The 20,389-nt window shown below is 41.7% G+C and carries 17 protein-coding genes; 16 read left to right on the forward strand and 1 reads right to left on the reverse strand.

Going from position 1 to position 20,389, the window contains the following annotated elements:
* Positions 1 to 32 precede the first annotated feature (32 nt).
* From B9Y69_RS08235 to ilvA, 15 genes are all read left to right on the forward strand, one after another.
* A complete protein-coding gene (locus B9Y69_RS08235) occupies positions 33 to 629 on the forward strand; it encodes a hypothetical protein (protein WP_085472450.1) in 597 nt (198 codons plus the stop codon).
* A gap of 224 nt (positions 630 to 853) precedes the next feature.
* On the forward strand, positions 854 to 2,356 hold the full coding sequence (gene atpD / locus B9Y69_RS08240) for a F0F1 ATP synthase subunit beta (RefSeq protein ID WP_085472451.1): 1,503 nt from the start codon (positions 854 to 856) through the stop codon (positions 2,354 to 2,356).
* A 9-nt stretch (positions 2,357 to 2,365) separates the two neighbouring features.
* On the forward strand, positions 2,366 to 2,614 hold the full coding sequence (gene atpC, locus B9Y69_RS08245) for an ATP synthase F1 subunit epsilon (protein WP_085472452.1): 249 nt from the start codon (positions 2,366 to 2,368) through the stop codon (positions 2,612 to 2,614).
* Positions 2,615 to 2,980: 366 nt separating this feature from the next.
* Complete coding sequence (locus B9Y69_RS08250) at positions 2,981 to 3,871, forward strand: branched-chain amino acid transaminase (protein ID WP_085472453.1); 891 nt, start codon at positions 2,981 to 2,983, stop codon at positions 3,869 to 3,871.
* Positions 3,855 to 5,555 carry a dihydroxy-acid dehydratase gene (gene ilvD / locus B9Y69_RS08255; RefSeq protein WP_085472454.1) on the forward strand — a complete coding sequence of 567 codons (1,701 nt, stop codon included), beginning with the start codon at positions 3,855 to 3,857 and terminating at the stop codon, positions 5,553 to 5,555. Before B9Y69_RS08250 ends, ilvD begins: the two co-directional genes overlap by 17 nt.
* Before the next feature lie 88 nt (positions 5,556 to 5,643).
* Positions 5,644 to 7,386: a biosynthetic-type acetolactate synthase large subunit gene (gene ilvB, locus B9Y69_RS08260; protein WP_085472455.1), complete on the forward strand. Its 1,743-nt coding sequence runs from the start codon at positions 5,644 to 5,646 to the stop codon at positions 7,384 to 7,386.
* 27 nt (positions 7,387 to 7,413) lie between these two features.
* A complete protein-coding gene (ilvN, locus tag B9Y69_RS08265; protein WP_085472456.1) occupies positions 7,414 to 8,004 on the forward strand; it encodes an acetolactate synthase small subunit in 591 nt (196 codons plus the stop codon).
* A 6-nt stretch (positions 8,005 to 8,010) separates the two neighbouring features.
* Complete coding sequence (locus B9Y69_RS08270) at positions 8,011 to 8,475, forward strand: DinB family protein (protein WP_085472457.1); 465 nt, start codon at positions 8,011 to 8,013, stop codon at positions 8,473 to 8,475.
* A 47-nt stretch (positions 8,476 to 8,522) separates the two neighbouring features.
* A complete protein-coding gene (gene ilvC, locus B9Y69_RS08275) occupies positions 8,523 to 10,004 on the forward strand; it encodes a ketol-acid reductoisomerase (RefSeq protein WP_085472458.1) in 1,482 nt (493 codons plus the stop codon).
* 91 nt (positions 10,005 to 10,095) lie between these two features.
* Complete coding sequence (gene leuC, locus B9Y69_RS08280; RefSeq protein WP_085472459.1) at positions 10,096 to 11,493, forward strand: 3-isopropylmalate dehydratase large subunit; 1,398 nt, start codon at positions 10,096 to 10,098, stop codon at positions 11,491 to 11,493.
* 125 nt (positions 11,494 to 11,618) lie between these two features.
* Complete coding sequence (gene leuD, locus B9Y69_RS08285; protein ID WP_085472460.1) at positions 11,619 to 12,203, forward strand: 3-isopropylmalate dehydratase small subunit; 585 nt, start codon at positions 11,619 to 11,621, stop codon at positions 12,201 to 12,203.
* A complete protein-coding gene (locus B9Y69_RS08290) occupies positions 12,203 to 13,675 on the forward strand; it encodes an ATP-binding cassette domain-containing protein (RefSeq protein ID WP_200811763.1) in 1,473 nt (490 codons plus the stop codon). Before leuD ends, B9Y69_RS08290 begins: the two co-directional genes overlap by 1 nt.
* 2 nt (positions 13,676 to 13,677) lie before the next feature.
* Positions 13,678 to 14,751, forward strand: a complete 1,074-nt coding sequence (leuB, locus tag B9Y69_RS08295) for a 3-isopropylmalate dehydrogenase (RefSeq protein ID WP_085472462.1) — start codon at positions 13,678 to 13,680, stop codon at positions 14,749 to 14,751.
* Positions 14,752 to 14,832: 81 nt separating this feature from the next.
* The gene (locus tag B9Y69_RS08300; RefSeq protein ID WP_085472463.1) at positions 14,833 to 15,990 is read left to right on the forward strand and encodes a 2-isopropylmalate synthase; all 1,158 of its coding nucleotides are present in this window, start codon (positions 14,833 to 14,835) and stop codon (positions 15,988 to 15,990) included.
* A gap of 18 nt (positions 15,991 to 16,008) precedes the next feature.
* Positions 16,009 to 17,256, forward strand: coding sequence for a threonine ammonia-lyase IlvA (ilvA, locus tag B9Y69_RS08305; protein ID WP_085472464.1), 1,248 nt, complete (start codon positions 16,009 to 16,011; stop codon positions 17,254 to 17,256).
* 40 nt (positions 17,257 to 17,296) lie between these two features.
* Here the strand turns inward: ilvA and B9Y69_RS08310 are convergent, their stop codons facing one another.
* Complete coding sequence (locus B9Y69_RS08310) at positions 17,297 to 19,699, reverse strand: alpha/beta hydrolase family protein (protein WP_085472465.1); 2,403 nt, start codon at positions 19,697 to 19,699, stop codon at positions 17,297 to 17,299.
* A 436-nt stretch (positions 19,700 to 20,135) separates the two neighbouring features.
* On the opposite strand from B9Y69_RS08310, the gene B9Y69_RS08315 reads away from it, so the two are divergent.
* Positions 20,136 to 20,369 (forward strand): glutaredoxin family protein, encoded by a 234-nt coding sequence (locus B9Y69_RS08315; RefSeq protein ID WP_085472466.1) that lies wholly within the window; start codon positions 20,136 to 20,138, stop codon positions 20,367 to 20,369.
* Positions 20,370 to 20,389: the final 20 nt, after the last annotated feature.

The following is a 20,389-nucleotide window of genomic DNA, read 5'->3' on the forward strand; positions in this document are numbered from 1 at the left end:
AGATAACAACCCTTTAGAGACAAAAATTTTTTATGTTACAACGTTTTTTCCTACTTGCTTTCACTTTTTTATCCTTGACATCGTTTGCGCAGAATAGAATGATGCTCCCTTATGCCATACAACAAGGCACCCTGAATGATCAATTCACCAACCTCACTAATTTATCCCGATCGCAGGATGTAGATTTTAAACTCGTGCGGAAAGCCAACATCGAGATTATACGTAAAAATGTATTAGACTCTATTTCTAAATATCAGAAGGAGATTTCCGACTTGAAGCAAAACTCCTCTTCTTCGGTGAGTACAGTTAAAAATTTGAAAGACTCAGTAAGCAGCTTAAGCACACAGTTGGAAACGGAACAGAAAAGAACAGATAGTATAAGCCTGTTGGGCATTGACTTCGCTAAAACCACCTACCATATGGTGGTATGGGCCTTAATAATTGTATTCGCATTGGCCTTCCTAGCAACGCTTGCCTCCTTCCGTAAAGCAAAAGTAGACACTAATGAACACCGCAAGAGCGTAGACGAACTACAAGAAGAGTTACAAACGTTACGAAAGAAATCAATGGAACGTGAGCAGCTGTTGAAGAGACAATTACTCGACGAACAGATGAAAGGTAGTTCGTAATTTAAAAACATACCCGAAAGCCTCTTTACAGAGGCTTTTTTATGTTATATACTTATTCTAAATAGACATAAAGTTTGGCAGACATACTGTTTCGTGTAAAAAATGAAATAATTATCAATAACCGTTTTGCTTTTAAATAGATATAACTTATTTTTGCATTCCAAAATCCAGGTGCTAATAAGCATCTGTTTTAAATTGATTAATAAATATTTAGTCCCTATAATATGCCCAATATTGGTAAAATAGCGCAGATTATCGGCCCAGTAGTTGACGTCAACTTCGCCGACAATGAAAATCTTCCTAAGATTTACGATGCATTGTACATTGAAAAAGACAATGGTCAGCGTATCGTTTTAGAAGTTCAACAACACTTAGGTGAGGACCGTGTACGTACAATCGCCATGGATGCAACCGAAGGTTTAGTTCGTGGAATGAAAGTTGTTGACACTGGTGCTCCTATTAAAATGCCTATCGGTGAAGAAATCAAAGGTCGTGTATTCAACGTTGTTGGTGACGCTATCGATGGTATCCACAATTTGGACAAAACTAATGGACGTCCTATTCACAACGTTCCACCAAGATTTGATGAGCTTTCAACAGAATCTGAGGTATTGTTCACAGGTATCAAAGTTATCGACTTACTAGAGCCTTACGCTAAAGGTGGTAAAATCGGTTTGTTTGGTGGTGCTGGTGTAGGTAAAACAGTATTAATCCAAGAGTTAATCAACAATATCGCTAAAGGACACGGTGGTCTATCTGTATTTGCAGGTGTAGGTGAGCGTACACGTGAAGGAAATGACCTTCTTCGTGAGATGTTGGAATCCGGCATTATCAAATACGGTGAGCACTTCATGGAAGGCATGGAAAAAGGCGAATGGCCTTTGGATAAAGTGGACAACGAATTGATGAAAGAATCGAAATGTACGTTCGTATTCGGTCAGATGAACGAGCCTCCTGGGGCACGTGCTCGTGTAGCTTTATCGGGTCTTACTGTAGCGGAATACTTCCGTGATGGTGAAGGTGATGGCCAAGGTCGTGACGTACTTTTCTTTATCGATAACATCTTCCGTTTTACACAAGCGGGTTCTGAAGTATCAGCTCTTCTAGGTCGTATGCCTTCAGCAGTAGGTTACCAACCAACATTAGCAACAGAGATGGGTCTAATGCAAGAGCGTATTACATCAACGAAAAACGGATCTATTACTTCTGTACAAGCGGTATACGTACCTGCCGATGACTTAACTGACCCTGCACCGGCAACAACATTTGCCCACTTAGATGCAACAACAGTATTGTCTCGTAAAATTGCAGAGCTTGGTATCTACCCTGCGGTGGATCCATTAGATTCAACTTCACGTATCTTATCACCAGCAGTTTTAGGTGACGAGCACTACAACACAGCACAACGTGTGAAAGAAATCTTACAACGCTATAAAGAACTTCAAGATATCATTGCTATCTTAGGTATGGATGAGCTTTCTGAAGAAGATAAATTAACGGTACACCGTGCACGTCGCGTACAGCGTTTCTTATCTCAACCTTTCCACGTAGCGGAGCAGTTCACAGGTTTGAAAGGTGTACTTGTTGATATTAAAGATACAATCAAAGGTTTCAACATGATTATTGATGGTGAAGTTGATGAGTACCCAGAGGCTGCATTCAACCTGGTTGGTAACATCGACGAAGCTATTGAAAAAGGTAAAAAACTATTAGCTGAGGCTGTTTAAAAAATACACATGAAATTAACGATCATTACACCCGATAAATTAGCTTACGATGGCGTAGCAACTGCGGTCACTGTACCAGGCAGTACTGGCTCTTTCCAAATTTTGAAAGACCACGCCGCTATTGTATCTACTTTAGAGGACGGAAAGATTATTATTCAAAATGGCAAAGACGAAATCGTTCTGGTCATTAGAGGCGGTGTCGTGGAAGCTAAGGACAATGTTATTACCGTATTAGCAGAAGGAATCGTGGAAGAATAACGAATCATAATACGAAAAGCAAAAGCCCTTAAGACTTCAAGTTTTAAGGGCTTTTTTTGTAGGTTATTTTTCAACTTTTTGTGACCAAAAGCACTTTTCAGGAAGAATTTTGAGATAAAACCTAGAAAATCAATTTTTCAAAAAATATACCAATTTTAATTTTAGTCTACATTGATAAAAATTAAAAACCAAAATTAAGCATATTGACAAAATAAAATACTATAAATTATGAATATTCAAAACATTAAACTTTTTCAAAATACTTTCTTTTGCTATTGTAAAGAATTTTTAATAGACCTAACTTAACAAAAGTGATTTAAATCTATGTAAGGAAAACTTTTTCGTAAGGAAGAAAATCAATTTTATATGCAATATTACAATCAAGACACTTTCATCTATCTGGATGGCGAGTTTGTGAAAGCAGATCAAGCCGGGACAGACTTATTTGGGCAATCGCTACATTATGGGTATGGTGCTTTTGAAGGACTACGCGCATATAGCACACACCATGGCACCCGTATATTTAAGGCAGAAGAACATTTCGAACGACTGGCCTATTCGTGTAACGCCATCAATCTTCCTTACCAATGGAATGCTCGGCAATTAGTTGCGGAGACCTATCAGCTACTAGAGATGAATAATTTACGGGCGGCTTATATCCGACCGTTGGTATTCTCTGGATCCAATATGCATCTTACTTCCGCAACGACATCCAAGATTATGATCGCCGCTTGGGAATGGGGGCCATACTTAGGTCAGAATCTTTTGCGCGTATGCACGTCCAAAATTCAACGCCCAAACCCTAAATCATTCCGTATCGATGCAAAAGTATCGGGGCAATATATCAATGCTATCTTAGCAGCGAGCGATGCCTTAAAGAATGGATATGATGAAGCATTGTTGTTAGATCAAGAAGGACATATTGCACAAGCATCCAGCGAGAACCTATTCATTGAAAAAGATTTCAAATTATATACGGCGCCACTGGATCATGTATTCCCTGGGATAACCCGAGAAACAGTTATCGATATCTGTAAAGCGCTACATATCGAGGTTATTGAAAAAAAGCTAACCTTACAAGATGTACATGAGGCCGATAGTGCTTTCCTCTGTGGAACAGCGGCCGAAATAATAGGTATAAAAGAAGTAGATCATATTACATACAAAGAAGATTGGGAGCACACAATCGGAGCGACCATTCAACGGAAATATAAACAACTCGTATTAGAAGAAGAGAATTATGAAGTCATCATCTGACCAAGGAAACGCCTTAAACAAGTACAGTAGAATCTTTACGCAAGATGAAACCCAACCCGCTGCCAAAGCCATGCTTTACGGCATCGGCCTTACCGACGCCGACATGGATAAAGGGCAGGTCGGTATTGCCAGCATGGGTTATGATGGGAATACCTGCAACATGCACCTGAATGATTTGGCGCAAGTCGTCAAAAAAGGCGTCTGGGAGCATGATCTGGTCGGCTTGACTTTCGGTACGATCGGTGTCAGCGATGGTATGAGCAACGGAACAGACGGCATGCGCTACTCTTTAGTGTCCCGCGATGTTATCGCAGACAGTATCGAGACCATTTGCGGCGGACAATACTACGACGGTTTAATTGCGATCCCTGGTTGTGACAAGAATATGCCGGGCGCTATTATGGCGATGGGACGTTTAGATCGTCCAGCTATTATGGTATACGGCGGCACAATTGCCCCAGGACACTATAAAGGGCAAGAACTTAATATAGTATCTGCTTTTGAAGCATTAGGTCAACGCGTATGCGGAAACCTTTCGGATGAAGACTACGAAGGGATCATTAAGCACACCTGCCCTGGCGCTGGCGCTTGTGGAGGTATGTACACGGCTAATACTATGGCTTCTGCTATTGAAGCACTGGGCATGAGCCTTCCCTACTCGTCGTCCAACCCGGCTATCTCAGCAGAGAAAAAAGCAGAGTGTTTAGATGCTGGAAAATATATCCGCGTTCTATTGGAGCGCGATATCAAACCTTCAGATATCATGACACGCAAAGCTTTTGAAAATGCTATTCGTGCTATTATCATACTAGGAGGAAGTACCAATGCGGTTCTTCACTTTATTGCCATCGGTAAATCTGTAGGCGTAGACATCACACAGGATGATTTCCAAAAAATGTCGGACGAAACACCAGTACTAGCCGACTTCAAACCATCCGGTAAATACTTGATGCAAGACTTACAACAATACGGCGGGACACCTGCAGTTTTACGTTACTTGCTTGATCAAGGCTTATTACATGGCGATTGTCTAACGGTAACAGGAAAGACAATGGCAGAAAACCTGGCGGATGTTAAATCGATCATGGACTACAACCAACCTATCATAAAGCCCCTTGAGAATCCTATCAAAGCAACAGGGCATCTACAGATCCTTTACGGCAATTTAGCCGAAAAGGGGTCTGTGGCGAAAATCTCGGGTAAAGAAGGAGAGAAATTCACCGGACCAGCACGCGTATTTGATGGCGAGCATGAACTTGTAGCTGGCGTATCGTCAGGACGCATCAAACCGGGCGATGTAATCGTGATTAAAAATGCCGGACCTATCGGTGCCCCAGGTATGCCGGAAATGTTAAAACCGACATCCCTAATCATCGGTGCAGGCTTAGGCAATTCTGTCGCACTAATCACCGATGGAAGGTTCTCTGGTGGTACACATGGCTTTGTGGTTGGACACATCACACCAGAGGCATATGCCGGTGGTCTAATCGGCTTGGTTGAAGACGATGACGTCATTGAAATCGATGCAGTCAACAACAAACTCAACTTGCAGGTGGATGAAGAAACCATCGCTAAACGTCGCGCGAACTATGTACAACCAGCGTTAAAAGTAACCAAGGGTGTTTTATATAAATATGCCAAAACGGTTGCTGACGCTTCAGAAGGCTGCGTAACGGATCTATAAAAAATTAAAAAGAGAAAAATTAAAAATTAAAATGGTGGGACTTCAATAGGCTTATTGACTTTTTACTTTTGACTTTTTACTTAAAACAATGAATACACTGGAAAAAACGGAGACAAAGGCCGAAACAACAACACAGACGACAACCCAACTAACGGGTTCACAAGCTGTCTTGGAGGCTTTGATCCACGAAGGCGTAAACACCATTTTTGGTTACCCTGGTGGTGCCATAATGCCCATTTATGATGCGTTGTATGATTACAACGAAAAGCTAACCCACATCCTCGTCAGACATGAACAAGGTGGTATCCACGCGGCACAAGGTTATGCGCGCACTTCCGGCAATGTCGGTGTTGCCTTTGCAACGAGCGGGCCTGGCGCGACGAACCTGGTTACCGGGCTGGCAGATGCGATGATTGATAGCAACCCGATCGTGTGTATTACCGGACAAGTCTTTGCTTCCCTACTCGGAACGGATGCTTTCCAAGAGACGGATGTCATCAATATTACGACACCGGTAACCAAGTGGAACTATCAGGTGACTGATGCGACAGAAATTCCTAGCGTTTTAGCGAAAGCTTTCTACATCGCACAAACGGGACGTCCAGGACCAGTACTTATTGACATTACTAAAAATGCACAAATGCAGTTGTTCGACTACGAAGGTTACAAAAAATGTGACCACGTACGTAGCTATCGACCAGCTCCAATTGTCCGCAAAGAATATATTGAACAAGCAGCAGAACTGATTAATAGCGCGAAAAAGCCATTCGTCCTTTTCGGTCAAGGTATCATTCTTGGAAAAGCTGAAGAAGCGTTTAAAGCATTTATCGAAAAAGGAGGCTTCCCTGCCGCTACTACTGTGATGGGATTAAGCGCATTGGAAACCGACCACCCGCAACATGTGGGGATGCTTGGTATGCATGGTAATTATGCTCCCAATGTCATGACGAATGAATGTGATGTACTGATTGCTGTAGGTATGCGTTTTGATGACCGTGTAACGGGACGTCTTGACAAGTATGCGAAACAGGCTAAAGTAATACACTTAGATATTGATCCCGCAGAGATTGATAAAAATGTGAAGACAGCGGTTCCCGTATGGGGCGATTGTAAAGAAACGCTTCCGTTGCTGACCTCTTTAATAAACAAAGCAGATCATAGCGCTTGGTTGCAAGCATTTAGAGATCTTGAAAAAGAAGAAATCAAGGAAGTTATCCATGACGAGCTGAATCCTACATCAGATATGATGACAATGGGCGAAGTGATCAAAACCTTAAACGAGTTATCGGGTGGTGATGCAGTCATTGTAACCGACGTAGGTCAGCACCAAATGGTAACCTGTCGCTATGCTAAATTCAACACATCTAAATCCAACGTTACATCGGGCGGTTTAGGAACGATGGGCTTTGGTTTACCAGCAGCCATCGGTGCTTGGTATGGCGCACCCCATAGAGATGTTGTAGCCATTATCGGTGACGGTGGGATACAGATGACCATCCAAGAACTAGGAACCATCATGCAGTTTGGTGCGAAAGTAAAAATCCTTATTCTGAACAATGAATTCCTAGGCATGGTACGTCAATGGCAACAGTTGTTCCACGACAAACGCTATTCTTTTGTGAATATCACAAGTCCGGATTTTGTTGCAGTAGCCAAAGGATACTACATCGATGGAAACAAGATTTCGAAACGCGAAGAGTTGAAAACAGCACTTAAAACGATGTTGGATCACGATGGAGCTTACTTATTAGAGGTGATGGTCGGAAAGGAAAATAATGTCTTCCCGATGGTAGCACAAGGCACATCAGTATCTGAAATACGTTTGAAATAGGTTTCAAATTAAAAGGTTAAAATTAAAATGGAAAAACAAGAATATACGATTACCCTATATACAGAAAACTCCATCGGTATGATTGGCCGTATTTCAGGGATATTCTCACGTCGTAAAATCAATATAGAAAGTTTAAATACTTCCCCTTCCGAAGTGGAAGGAATACACCGCTTTACCATCCTCATTACAGAATCAGAGGAAGTAGTGCGCAAGTTATGTCGTCAGATCGAAAAACAAGTCGAAGTCTTGAAAGCCTACTACAATACCGATCAAGAACTGATTTGGCAAGAACAAGCGTTGTATAAAGTACCGACGGACGTTATCGCAGAGAAAGCACCTGTGGAGCGTTTACTTCGCGAGTATGGTGCTTCCGCGGTTGTAATACGGAATGATTATACTGTTTTCGAAACAGCGGGACATCGTGAAGAGATCGATAAACTGACTGCCGAGTTAACAAAATATGGGCTGATCGAGTTTGTACGTGGTGCGCGTATCGCCATCATCAAAGATAGTGCAGGCTTCCACTCCAAGCTAAAACAGTTTGAACGCGAAGAACCAGCTCCTGAGATTGTTGAAAATGAATTTTTGGATCAAGGCGGCAACGTCTTCACGATGTAATCAAGAATGGATAGCACACTAAAATTCATAAAGCAAGCGCGGACAGCCTTCATCGAGCTTCTCGATGGCTTAACACTGGAGCAACTAAATACAGTTCCCGAAGGATTCAATAACAATATCATATGGAACTTTGGGCACATTGTAGTCAGCACACAGACCTTGGTCTATGTGCGCACCGGCATTCGTCAGGACGATAGTTTTGTGGAATACCTGGACGCTTACAAAAAAGGCTCCAAGCCAACTTATGAAGTAACCGCTACAGAAGTTGCTGCATTAAAAACACTAGCGCTGTCTACCATTGATCAAATCGATGCAGACTATAAAGCGGGAACATTTGCAGTAATTACACCGTACGGCACGGCTACATACGGCGCTACGCTAGAAACCATCGAAGATGTCTTTATCACGACAGCAGGTCACGATAATGTACACTTTGGCTATGCTTTAGCACAACGAAAAGCACTTAAATAATTAACAAGTAATCAACCAAAACAAGAATAGAATTTAATAATAAAACAATGGCAAATTATTTCAACACATTACCACTTAGAGAACAATTAAACCAACTAAGTCATGCTGAATTCATGGATTCATCCCAATTCGCAGACGGTGTAAACGCTTTAAAAGGTAAAAAAATCGTAATCGTAGGCTGTGGTGCACAGGGTTTAAACCAAGGATTGAACTTACGTGACAGTGGCTTGGATGTATCCTATACATTACGTAAAGAAGCTATTGAACAAAAAAGAGACTCTTGGAAAAATGCAACAGATAACAACTTTACTGTTGGTTCATACGAGGAGTTAATTCCTCAAGCTGATGTTGTCATCAACTTGACACCAGATAAACAACACACATCCGTTGTAAATGCGGTAATGCCTTTGATGAAACAAGGTGCTACCCTTTCCTATTCACATGGTTTTAATATCGTGGAAGAAGGGATGCAGATCCGTAAAGATATAACCGTAATCATGGTAGCGCCAAAATGTCCAGGATCGGAAGTTCGTGCCGAATACTTAAGAGGTTTCGGTGTACCTACATTGATCGCTGTACACCCGGAGAACGACCCAGAAGGTAAAGGCTGGCCTTATGCTAAAGCTTACTGTGTTGGTACAGGTGGTCATCGTGCTGGGGTATTGAAATCATCTTTCGTAGCAGAAGTAAAATCTGACTTAATGGGTGAGCAAACAATCCTTTGTGGTTTATTGCAAACAGGATCGATCCTATCGTTTGACAAAATGGTAGAAAAAGGTATCGATGCAGGCTATGCTTCTAAGCTTGTTCAATATGGTGTTGAAGTAATCACCGAAGCGTTGAAACATGGTGGTGTAAGCGGTATGTTGGATCGTTTATCTAACCCGGCAAAGATCAAAGCCTACCAAGTATCTGAAGAATTGAAAGACATTATGCGTCCATTGTTCCAAAAACACCAAGACGATATCATGTCAGGTGAGTTCTCCAAAACAATGATGGAAGACTGGGCAAATGGTGATGCAAATTTATTGAAATGGCGTGCCGAAACAGGTGAAACAGCTTTCGAAAAAACACCCGCTGGGGATGTTAAAATTGCCGAGCAAGAATACTTTGACAACTACTTATTGATGGTTGCCTTTGTACGTGCTGGTGTGGAATTAGCATTCGAGACTATGGTTGAAGCCGGTATCAAACCTGAATCCGCTTACTACGAATCATTACACGAAACACCTCTTATCGCAAACACGATTGCACGTAAAAAATTATTCGAAATGAACCGTGTAATTTCGGATACTGCAGAATACGGTTGTTACCTTTTCGATCAAGCTTGTAAACCACTATTAACTGACTTTATGAAGAAAGTAGATACCGATCTTGTGGGTAAAAACTTCAACGAAGGTAAAGACGGCTCAGTAGACAATACACAACTTGTACAGGTAAACGAAATCTTACGTAACCACCAAGTTGAAGTTGTGGGTAGAACATTGCGTAAAGCAATGACTGCAATGAAAACTATAAAAACTGTTTAAATTTTCGTAAATTAGGCAGTAAAGTAGCGGGTAAAATTATGAATATCAAAATTTTACCCGCTATTAAAATGAAATTAAGAGAAAGAGAAAAATGGGAAAAACATTAGTAGAGAAAATCTGGGATGCGCACGTCGTTAAGAGTCAAGAAGGCTTCCCAGACGTATTGTATATCGACACACATTTAATCCATGAGGTAACATCACCACAAGCTTTTGACGGTCTACGGAAAAGAGGACTACCGGTTTTCCGTCCAAACCAAACCGTAGCGACGGCTGACCATAATGTTCCAACGCTGGATCAACACCTTCCGATCAAGGAAGAATTGTCGCGTTACCAGGTTGATATGCTGACCAAAAACTGTAAAGAATTTGGTGTAGAATTATACGGCTTAGGTCACCCTTATCAAGGTATTGTGCATGTTATCGGTCCTGAGCTTGGGATTACTCAACCCGGGAAGACGATGGTTTGTGGCGATAGCCATACCTCTACACACGGTGCTTTTGGTGCCATCGCTTTCGGAATCGGTACTTCACAGGTAGAACAAGTTTTTGCAACACAATGTCTTTTGTTGCAAAAACCGAAAACCATGAAAATCGAAGTCAACGGAGAGCTTGCCAATGGTGTCGGTGCCAAAGACATTATTCTCTATATCATCGCTAAAATATCTGCGGCTGGTGGTACAGGGTATTTCGTAGAATACGCGGGATCCGCTATTCGCTCTTTGAGTATGGAAGGCAGAATGACCGTTTGTAATATGAGTATTGAAATGGGTGCTCGCGGAGGGCTGATTGCGCCAGATCAAACAACATTTGATTACGTGAAAGGTCGTGAGTTTGCACCGAAAGGCGAAGAATGGGATAAAGCTCTCGCCTATTGGGAAACACTATACTCCGATGAGGATGCGACATTTGATGCTGTATTAGAGTTTGATGCAGCCGATATTCAACCGATGATTACCTATGGTACCAACCCAGGAATGGGAATCGGCATCACAGAACATATCCCGGCAACTCAAGCACAACCAGAATCCGAGAAACCATCGTACCAAAAAGCATTAAGCTACATGGGCCTTCAAGATGACGAATCTCTCTTAGGGCATCCTGTAGACTACGTTTTTATCGGCTCATGTACCAACTCTCGAATTGAAGACTTACGCGAGGTTGCGGCTTTTGTGCAAGGTAAAAAGAAAGCGGAAAATGTCGAAGTATGGATTGTCCCTGGATCAAAACAAGTAGAAGCACAAGCCAAAGAAGAGGGTATCGATAAAATATTTGAGGAAGCAGGTTTTGTTTTACGTGAGCCAGGTTGTTCTGCTTGTTTAGGGATGAATGAAGATAAAATCCCCGCAGGAAAATACTGTATTTCTACCTCAAACCGAAATTTTGAAGGTCGGCAAGGGCCAAATGCGCGTACTATGCTGGCAAGTCCATTGACAGCTGCGGCAGCTGCGGTAACAGGAAAAATTGTAGACGTAAGGGAACTAATATAAAAAATTTAAAAAAGCAGAAGGAAAAATTAAAGAGAAGCCGATAGCGTGCTCCTTTTTCAATTGAACACATGGTTAGAAACTAGCTGTTTTTTCCCTTTTTAATTTTTACTTTTTATTTTGAACACATGAAGAAATTTGAAAAACTAAGCTCATCGGTCGTACCACTACCGATTGAAAATATTGATACCGATCAGATTATTCCTGCGCGCTTCCTTAAGGCTACAACCCGCGACGGCTTTGGCGACAATCTATTCCGTGACTGGCGCTTCGATAGCGACAACCAGCCTAAGGCAGATTTTGTGATGAACGATAATACCTACAGTGGGAAGATTCTTGTTGCGGGTAAAAACTTCGGCTGTGGATCATCCCGCGAACATGCGGCATGGGCCATCCAGGATTATGGCTTTGATGTAGTAATCAGCTCCTTCTTTGCGGATATCTTCAAAGGTAACGCATTAAACAATGGCGTTCTTCCGATTCAGGTACCAGAAAGCTTTTTGGAGAAAATTTTTGCGGCTGTTTTTGCAGATGCAAATACGACCCTTTCTGTTGACCTAGAAGCGCAAACGGTAACCATTGATGCGACAGGTGACAGTTTTGAATTTGAGATCAATCCCTACAAAAAATCATGTCTAATTAACGGTTACGATGATATCGATTTCATCTTAAGCCAAAAGACATTAATTGAAGAATTCGAACAAAATAGATAATGACAAATCCCGTCGTCCATATCGCCAATCTAACGCTACAATATGCTGGTCAAAGCATACTGTCGGCTTTAGATTGGCGTGTGCAACGGGGTGAACATTGGGTTATTGGAGGAAAAAGTGGCTCCGGCAAATCCTCCTTAGCCAAAGCTATTCTTGGCCAAGAGAAATATACGGGCAATATCCAGCTTTCCTTTGATCCAAACAGCACCTTACCTCCTCTTGCACACTACGTATCAAGTTGGTATCGCTTTACCAACCTCGAAGGAGATCGAAATTTTTACTATCAACAGCGGTACAACAAACATCAAGGTAACGACACGCTAACTGTATACGCTGATCTTATGCATTTTGGTCAGAAGCGCGGTTTACAGATGCAAGATGCGGAGCCTATCCTAGAAGCACTAGGTTTCGAGAACTGCCGCAATACTCAACTGATAGAACTTTCTAGCGGTGAGCATAAAAAACTACAGTTGGTACAGGCCCTATGGCTAAAACCACAACTTCTTATTATCGATGAGCCCTATACGGGACTCGACAAAAATTCGAGGGCACAACTAAATGCAATCTTAACACAAATTGCCAACCAAGGAACGACCCTAATACTTATCACCAACGACAACAACATTCCATCTATTATGAACCGCTTTGCGGAAATTATAGACGGCGCTGTTCGGGAGGTCGATAGTACGGCAGATTTCACAAAAGATCAGGTACGTGTACAAAAAACGCTCCCTTACTTTTTACAACAGGCGCCAACGGTTGATGCAGACACCATGCTGGAGCTTAAAGACGTCATCGTACGCTATGGCGAAAAAGTGGTTCTCAACAAAGTAAGTTGGACCGTAAAAAAAGGAGAAAAATGGCTACTTCAAGGACACAACGGCTCTGGGAAGTCTACCTTATTAAGTTTGTTGAATGGCGATCACCCACAAGCCTATGCCAGTGATATTTGGCTATTTGGAAATAAACGAGGATCTGGAGAGAGTATTTGGGAAATCAAAGAAAAAATAGGCATTATTTCGCCTGAATTACACTGGTATTTTGACACCAACGCTACTGTATGGCACGCCGTTGCGTCAGGCTTTTATGATAGTATCGGTTGGTTTCTAGACGTTAAATACGAGGAAAAGAAACAACTCGAGCAATTGTTAGATTTCTTCGATTTATTACCCGATAAAAACAAGCTTTTACACACGCTTCCCCTAGGTAAGCAACGTCTAGCTTTATTAGCGCGGACCATTATCAAGAATCCACAATTATTGATTCTTGACGAGCCTTGTCAAGGATTAGATGCTGCACAAACAGCGCATTTCAATGCCGTTGTGGACGATTTAAGCGCACATGGCAAGACATTAATTTATGTCGGTCATTATGAAACACAATTGCCTAACTCCCTAAGTCATCGACTTGTATTAGAAAAAGGGGAAGTCATATTGTCAGAATCATTATTAGAAAGTATAGCATATAATTAACAATGAAAAAAAATATTTTAATAATCCCCGGAGATGGAATTGGACAAGAGGTTACGACATGGGGAAAACAAGTTCTAGAAGCCATTGCACAAAAATATGGACACTCCTTTGCTTTTGATGACGCTATTATGGGTCATACGGCAATCGAAGCAACCGGCAATCCACTTCCAGATGAAACACTAGAGAAAGCAAGAAATTCTGATGCCATCCTTTTCGGAGCCATCGGTCATGCTAAATATGATAATGACCCTTCCGCGAAGGTACGCCCTGAACAAGGTTTATTAAAAATACGTAAAGAACTAGGTCTTTATGCCAACCTACGTCCGATTCTATTGTTCGACGAGCTGCTAGACGCATCGAGCTTAAAACCAGAAGTGTTACGTGGAACGGACATTCTTTTCTTCCGTGAGTTAACAGGCGATGTGTACTTTGGCGAAAAGAACCGCAACGAAGATAATACCTTTGCCTCTGACCTAATGAATTACCATCGTTACGAGGTAGAGCGTATTACACGTAAAGCTTTTGAAGCCGCACAAACAAGAAGTAAGAAACTATGTTCCGTAGATAAAGCCAACGTATTGGAAACATCTCGTCTATGGCGTGAAGTGGTACAAGAAATTGCACCGGAATACCCAGATGTAGAAACAGAACACATGTTTATCGACAATGCAGCAATGCAATTGGTGAAAAACCCGAAAAAATTTGACGTGGTCCTAACGGCTAATCTATTTGGAGATATCCTTACAGATGAAGCTTCGCAGATTGCAGGATCTATGGGCATGTTGGCTTCGGCTTCCGTAGGTGATGGTACCGGATTTTTCGAGCCAATTCATGGATCCGCACATGATATTGCTGGACAAAATAAAGCAAATCCACTTGCCTCGATCCTTTCCGCAGCATTAATGCTAGATATCTCTTTTGGTCTCCAAGAAGAAGCCAAAGCCGTAACAAATGCAGTCGCTGAGACATTGAAAGCAGGATGGAGAACAGGCGATATCGCCAATGCGGAAACACCAGCTGATAAAATCTTAGGCACCAAAGAAATGGGTGAGAAAGTTTTAGAATTTATCAGATAGTAATTAACGAAGTATAAAATATAATAGGTCAAGAAGGGATAATAATATCTTATCTCTTCTAAACTTTAAAATCTGAAGATTATGTTACACGATCCAAATCATTTATACATTTTTGACACCACTCTACGTGATGGTGAACAGGTTCCTGGTTGTCAGTTAACAACATCAGAAAAAATAGAAATTGCCAAAGACTTGGAAAGCCTGGGAGTCGACATTATCGAAGCCGGCTTCCCTGTATCGAGTCCAGGCGATTTTCAATCCGTAGTCGAATTATCTAAAGCAGTAGATGATGTCATCATCTGTGCCCTAACTCGCGCCAACAAAAACGATATTGACGTCGCTGCTGAAGCTTTGAAATATGCAAAGAGACCACGTATCCACACCGGTATTGGTGCTTCCGATATGCACATCAAATATAAATTCAACTCCACCCGAGAAGATATTTTAGCCCGTGCTGTAGAAGCTGTCAAACATGCTAAATCTTATGTAGAGGACGTGGAATTCTATGCAGAAGATGCAGGTCGCGCAGACTTAGCTTTCTTAGCCCAAATGGTCGAGAGCGTTATTGCTGCAGGCGCAACCGTAGTGAACATCCCGGATACAAATGGATATTGTTTACCTGATCAATATGGCGCAAAAATTAAGTACCTTACTGAACATGTAAAAAATATCGATCAGGCAATTATTTCAGCACACTGTCACAATGACCTCGGTTTAGCAACAGCCAATTCCATTGCTGCTGTTCAGAATGGGGCGCGTCAGGTTGAATGTACCATTAACGGTATCGGTGAACGCGCAGGAAATACTTCCCTAGAAGAAGTAGCGATGATCTTGCAAGTGCACAAACAAGCCTTCGGAGGCTTGTCTTCCAATATTGACAGCAAAATGTTCACTTATATTTCTCGCAAAGTAAGTGAAATGATGCGTATGCCGGTGCAGCCCAATAAAGCTATTGTTGGTAAGAATGCATTTGCGCACAGCTCAGGAATTCACCAAGATGGTTTCTTAAAACACCGCGAAAACTACGAAATCATTCGTCCCGAAGATGTTGGCTTAGATGAAGCGGGCATTATCTTAACGGCGCGCTCAGGTAGACATGCCTTGAAACACCACTTAGAGCGTTTGGGATATGAACTAGATAAAGATCAATTGGCGGTAACATACGAACGCTTCTTGGTAGTCGCAGACGCGAAAAAGGATCTTTGTGATGAGGATCTTAAAGCGTTGATGCAGTCGTAAGACAAATTTTATTTTTAAATGGATTTATCAACATTAAACATAAACTCCGACCAAGCTGCGTTACGGATAAAGGATATTGTAAACCGAACACCGTTACAATATAATATACACTTATCTGAAACCTACGGTGCGGAGATCTATCTAAAACGTGAAGACTTACAGGTTGTACGTTCCTACAAGTTGCGTGGAGCCTATAATAAAATCGTTAGTCTGACAGCAGAAGAGCGTGGTCGTGGTGTAACCTGTGCTAGCGCCGGTAACCACGCCCAAGGCGTTGCTTTATCCTGTAAGAAACTAGGAATTAAAGGTGTCATTTTTATGCCAGGTCCGACGCCAAGACAGAAAATTACCCAAACAGAGATGTGGGGTAATGGTTGTATTGAGATTGTCCTGACAGGCGATACGTTTGACGATTGTCAAAAAGCAGCATTAGAATATACTGCAGAACATAATATGACCTTTATCCCTCCTTTTGATGATGAACGTATCATCGAAGGTCAGGGAACTGTAGCTGTAGAAATTTTAGAAGATTTACCCGATTTGGATGCGATTTTCATTCCTATTGGCGGCGGCGGCTTGTCTTCTGGCGTAAGCTACCATTTAAAGAAGCATGCACCGCAAGTCAAGCTTTATGGTGTTGAACCCGAGGGAGCTCCTTCCATGTTGGCCGCTTTAAAGAATAATGGTCCCATCGAACTGGAACATATCAACAAGTTTGTAGACGGAGCCGCGGTTAAGAAAATCGGCGCGCTCAATTATACAATCAGCAGTCAGCTACTGGACTCCGTAAAACCGATTCCGGAAGGCAAGATATGTACCACGATCTTACAACTTTACAACAAGGATGCAATTGTCGTGGAGCCTGCTGGAGCACTTTCAATCGCAGCATTGGAGTTTCATAAGGAAGAAATCAAAGGGAAGAAAGTTGTTTGTGTTGTTTCCGGAGGAAACAACGATATCGATCGGATGAGTGAGATCAAAGAGATGTCTTTACTCTACGAAGGATTCAAACATTACTTTATTGTTCGTTTCCCACAACGTCCAGGCGCTCTTCGTCTTTTAGTAACGGAAGTTCTCGGAGCCAAAGATGATATTACACGTTTTGAATACATCAAAAAAACGGAACGTGAACGTGGACCGGCTTTAATTGGTATCGAACTCAATGATCCAAAAGATTATACATCGCTTATAGAGCGGTTTAAAGCCTATAAGTTTGACTTTATTGAAGTCAATAAAGACCAAACACTATTTGAGTATTTAGTGTAAGCTTAAAAAAGCCGGATCCTTGCGGAATCCGGCTTTTTTTTTATTTTTTCTTGAGGTATTTTTCTAAGAACTGATCCTGCTCCCATAACGTATGTAGGATATTCTCCTTCGAAGCGTAACCGTGCGATTCAAATGGCAACAACACCATTCGCACTGGCGCCCCGAGATTTTTTAATGCCTGAAAATAACGCTCCGTCTGTAGCGTAAAAGTACCCGGGTTATTATCGGCGGCACCATGAATCAATAACATCGGCGTCTTCATCTTATCTGCATTCATAAAAGGAGACATCGTGTTATAAACCTCCGGTACATCCCAATAATTACGCTGTTCACTTTGGAAACCAAACGGCGTCAGCGTCCGGTTATAAGCACCCGATCGCGCAATACCTACCGCGAATAACTTCGAGTGTGTCAACAAATTTGCCGTCATAAAAGCACCATAAGAGTGACCACCAACCCCAACACGTGTGCGATCGATGTACCCCAACTTATCTACCGCATCAATTGCCGCTTCCCCATTTGCAACAAGTTGCTCAATAAAGGTATCATTCGGCTCTGCCGTGCCTGCACCAATTATCGGGAAAGCAGCATTATCCAATACTGCATACCCTTTCATCACCCAATAGATAAAAGAGCCGTACGATGGAAATGTATATTCATTCGGATTTGCGGTGCTCTGTCCAGCTGTGCTCTGATCTTTAAACTCACGCGGATACGCCCAGATCAACAACGGAAGCTTCTCTTTCTTTGTCTTATCGTAACCCGCCGGTAAGTATAACGTACCAGAAAGACTCACACCGTCCTTACGTTTATAATGAATCACCTCCTTACTAACAGCTTCCAATCCTTTAAAAGGATTTTCCACATTTGTTACCGCCGTTTGTTTACCCGATTTAATATTCTTCGTAAAATAGTTCGGGTATTCTGTTGCCGACTGCAAAGAGACCAAGATATCACCTTTCTTAATATCTAAGATAGAGTTGATAACCTCCTTTTTATCCCTCGCCGTCGCTGTATAAACACGTTTTTTAGTTAACGTCTTCATATCCAATTCATCGATAAACGGAAACTGTCCATCTTTTGTAAAGCCCTCTCCTATCCAATACGTCTTTCCATTCTGCACCGACATCACGTTACTTCCAAACGCGTTACGTTCCGTATACACCTTACCAGGATCACTATACACATCCTGTGAGTTACGATCAGCAATCAACTTACTTACTTTCGTCGTCGGATTCAATAAAAATGTCTTCACATTTCGCGTATCATACCAATTCGAGTAAACCAACGTATTATTTTGGTCCCCCCAAGACACACCACCAAAACGATCTGCAATTTTCATCAACGATTCTGGTTCCCCGGTAAAAGGTGCATCCCAAGACAAAAGTTCATCACGTAGATCCACTTTTTTTGTCGCATCCCCCTCATCGAGCGCCTGCACAAAGGCTAAAGAAGCGGGTTTATCGGTGCGCCAATGTAAACTTCTCTTTCCTTTACGCACCGAAGAAAAACCTTTCGGCATGATCTCGATCAATGGCACTTCATTCACCACTTTAATCCGACTCCCCTTCAGGTCATACACCACCGACTCTTGCGGAAAACTATTCAATGGAACGACATACGAAAACGGTCGTTTGATTATACTTGTTAATAGATAGTTGCCATCTGGCGAGAAGGAAAGCTGGCTATAGATAGCGGATCCAAGGAATTTACTTTGGTTGCCGTTTAGATCTGTTATAAAGACCTCCGCTTGTGTCAATGTCTCAAAATTAGCCTCATCTTGTGGATTTTTCAACAAATCCTGATAGGTCCGTAATTGCGATACTTGACCATCACTGGTCGATACAATCGGCCCTTTAGGTAAATCCTTACTACTATCAATCAACTTATTGCGATTTGCTGGCAATTTGCTTAAAAGCAACTTTTGTCCATCCTTAAACCAGGTATAAGGAAGCTCCATATTGGCATTGAGGTCGTCTTTCGTAATCTTTGTTGCCGCCGCCGCAGCTAAATCCACGAGCCACAACTCTACTCCGTTAGTAGTCGTATTGGTGAATGCTAATTTCTTGCCGTCCGGTGAGAAGCTAACATTTGCTATCTTAGGATTTGTAGGCAATCCTGTTATCTGACGATCCACTTTTTCTCCAAACCGCTTTACTTTTATATTATCCAAGTATACCGTTGTACTTGAAATATTAGTAACCGGGTTTATACGTAGTCCGGCTAACTTCACCTCCGATTGATTTAACTCATCTAAACTCTTATACGTCGGTCTATAGGTCGAAACTACCCACTGTTTATCCTGGCTCATCATAATTGCAGGCGGCCTTTGAAAATCGGCCAACTGTAAAATCTCTTGGGAAGGCTTTTGGAAAGTCACATTCTCTTGCGCCTGTGCAAAACCAAAGAGTGCAAAAAATAAAATACTAAACTTAAATTTCATGTTTATGTCTTTGTTATTTCATAAATGTTAGATTATTGCTAAATTAATGGTTCTATAGCACATCCCTGCACGTATAACCAAATTGTTATAAGCGGTCAATATGCTCGCATCCAGAAGCTAGCAAAAAACAGTCAAAATTAGGTCAGTTTTCAACAACAAACCAACGCTTGAAAAGTTTAAAAATTTTGTGTATATTCTAGGCAAAAGTTGCCATTTCAAAGTTTTCAACACCCATATTGCCCACTGTATAACAGCTAATTACAACAAAAAACAACCTAGGAAGGGCATTTATTTCTGAAAGTGAACACGGGTGTGGAAAAGTATCGTTAGAGTACCGGATTAAAATAATGGATATTTGTTTTGCTTGAGATTCGGACCTTCTCAAGACTCGTGTTTTATCTTTCTATTTCGAGATAGAATTAAACTTAACAACAACATGGCAAGAATCATTAAATTTGAAAAAAACGACTGTGCTCCATGCGCACAAGTATCGGCTTATTTGGATAACAAGGGCATCTCTTACGAGACGATAAATCCTTTTGATCAACCTGACCTGGCGGCTAAGTTTAAAATACGAACGGTGCCTACGGTACTTGTCCTAGATAATGAAGAAGTACAACAGCGCATTATCGGTTTTAAACCAGAAGAGTTAGCAACAATAGCACTGTAATCATGTTCACCCCTAAAATA

This window comes from Sphingobacterium psychroaquaticum (assembly GCF_900177625.1).
Lineage (GTDB): Bacteria > Bacteroidota > Bacteroidia > Sphingobacteriales > Sphingobacteriaceae > Sphingobacterium > Sphingobacterium psychroaquaticum.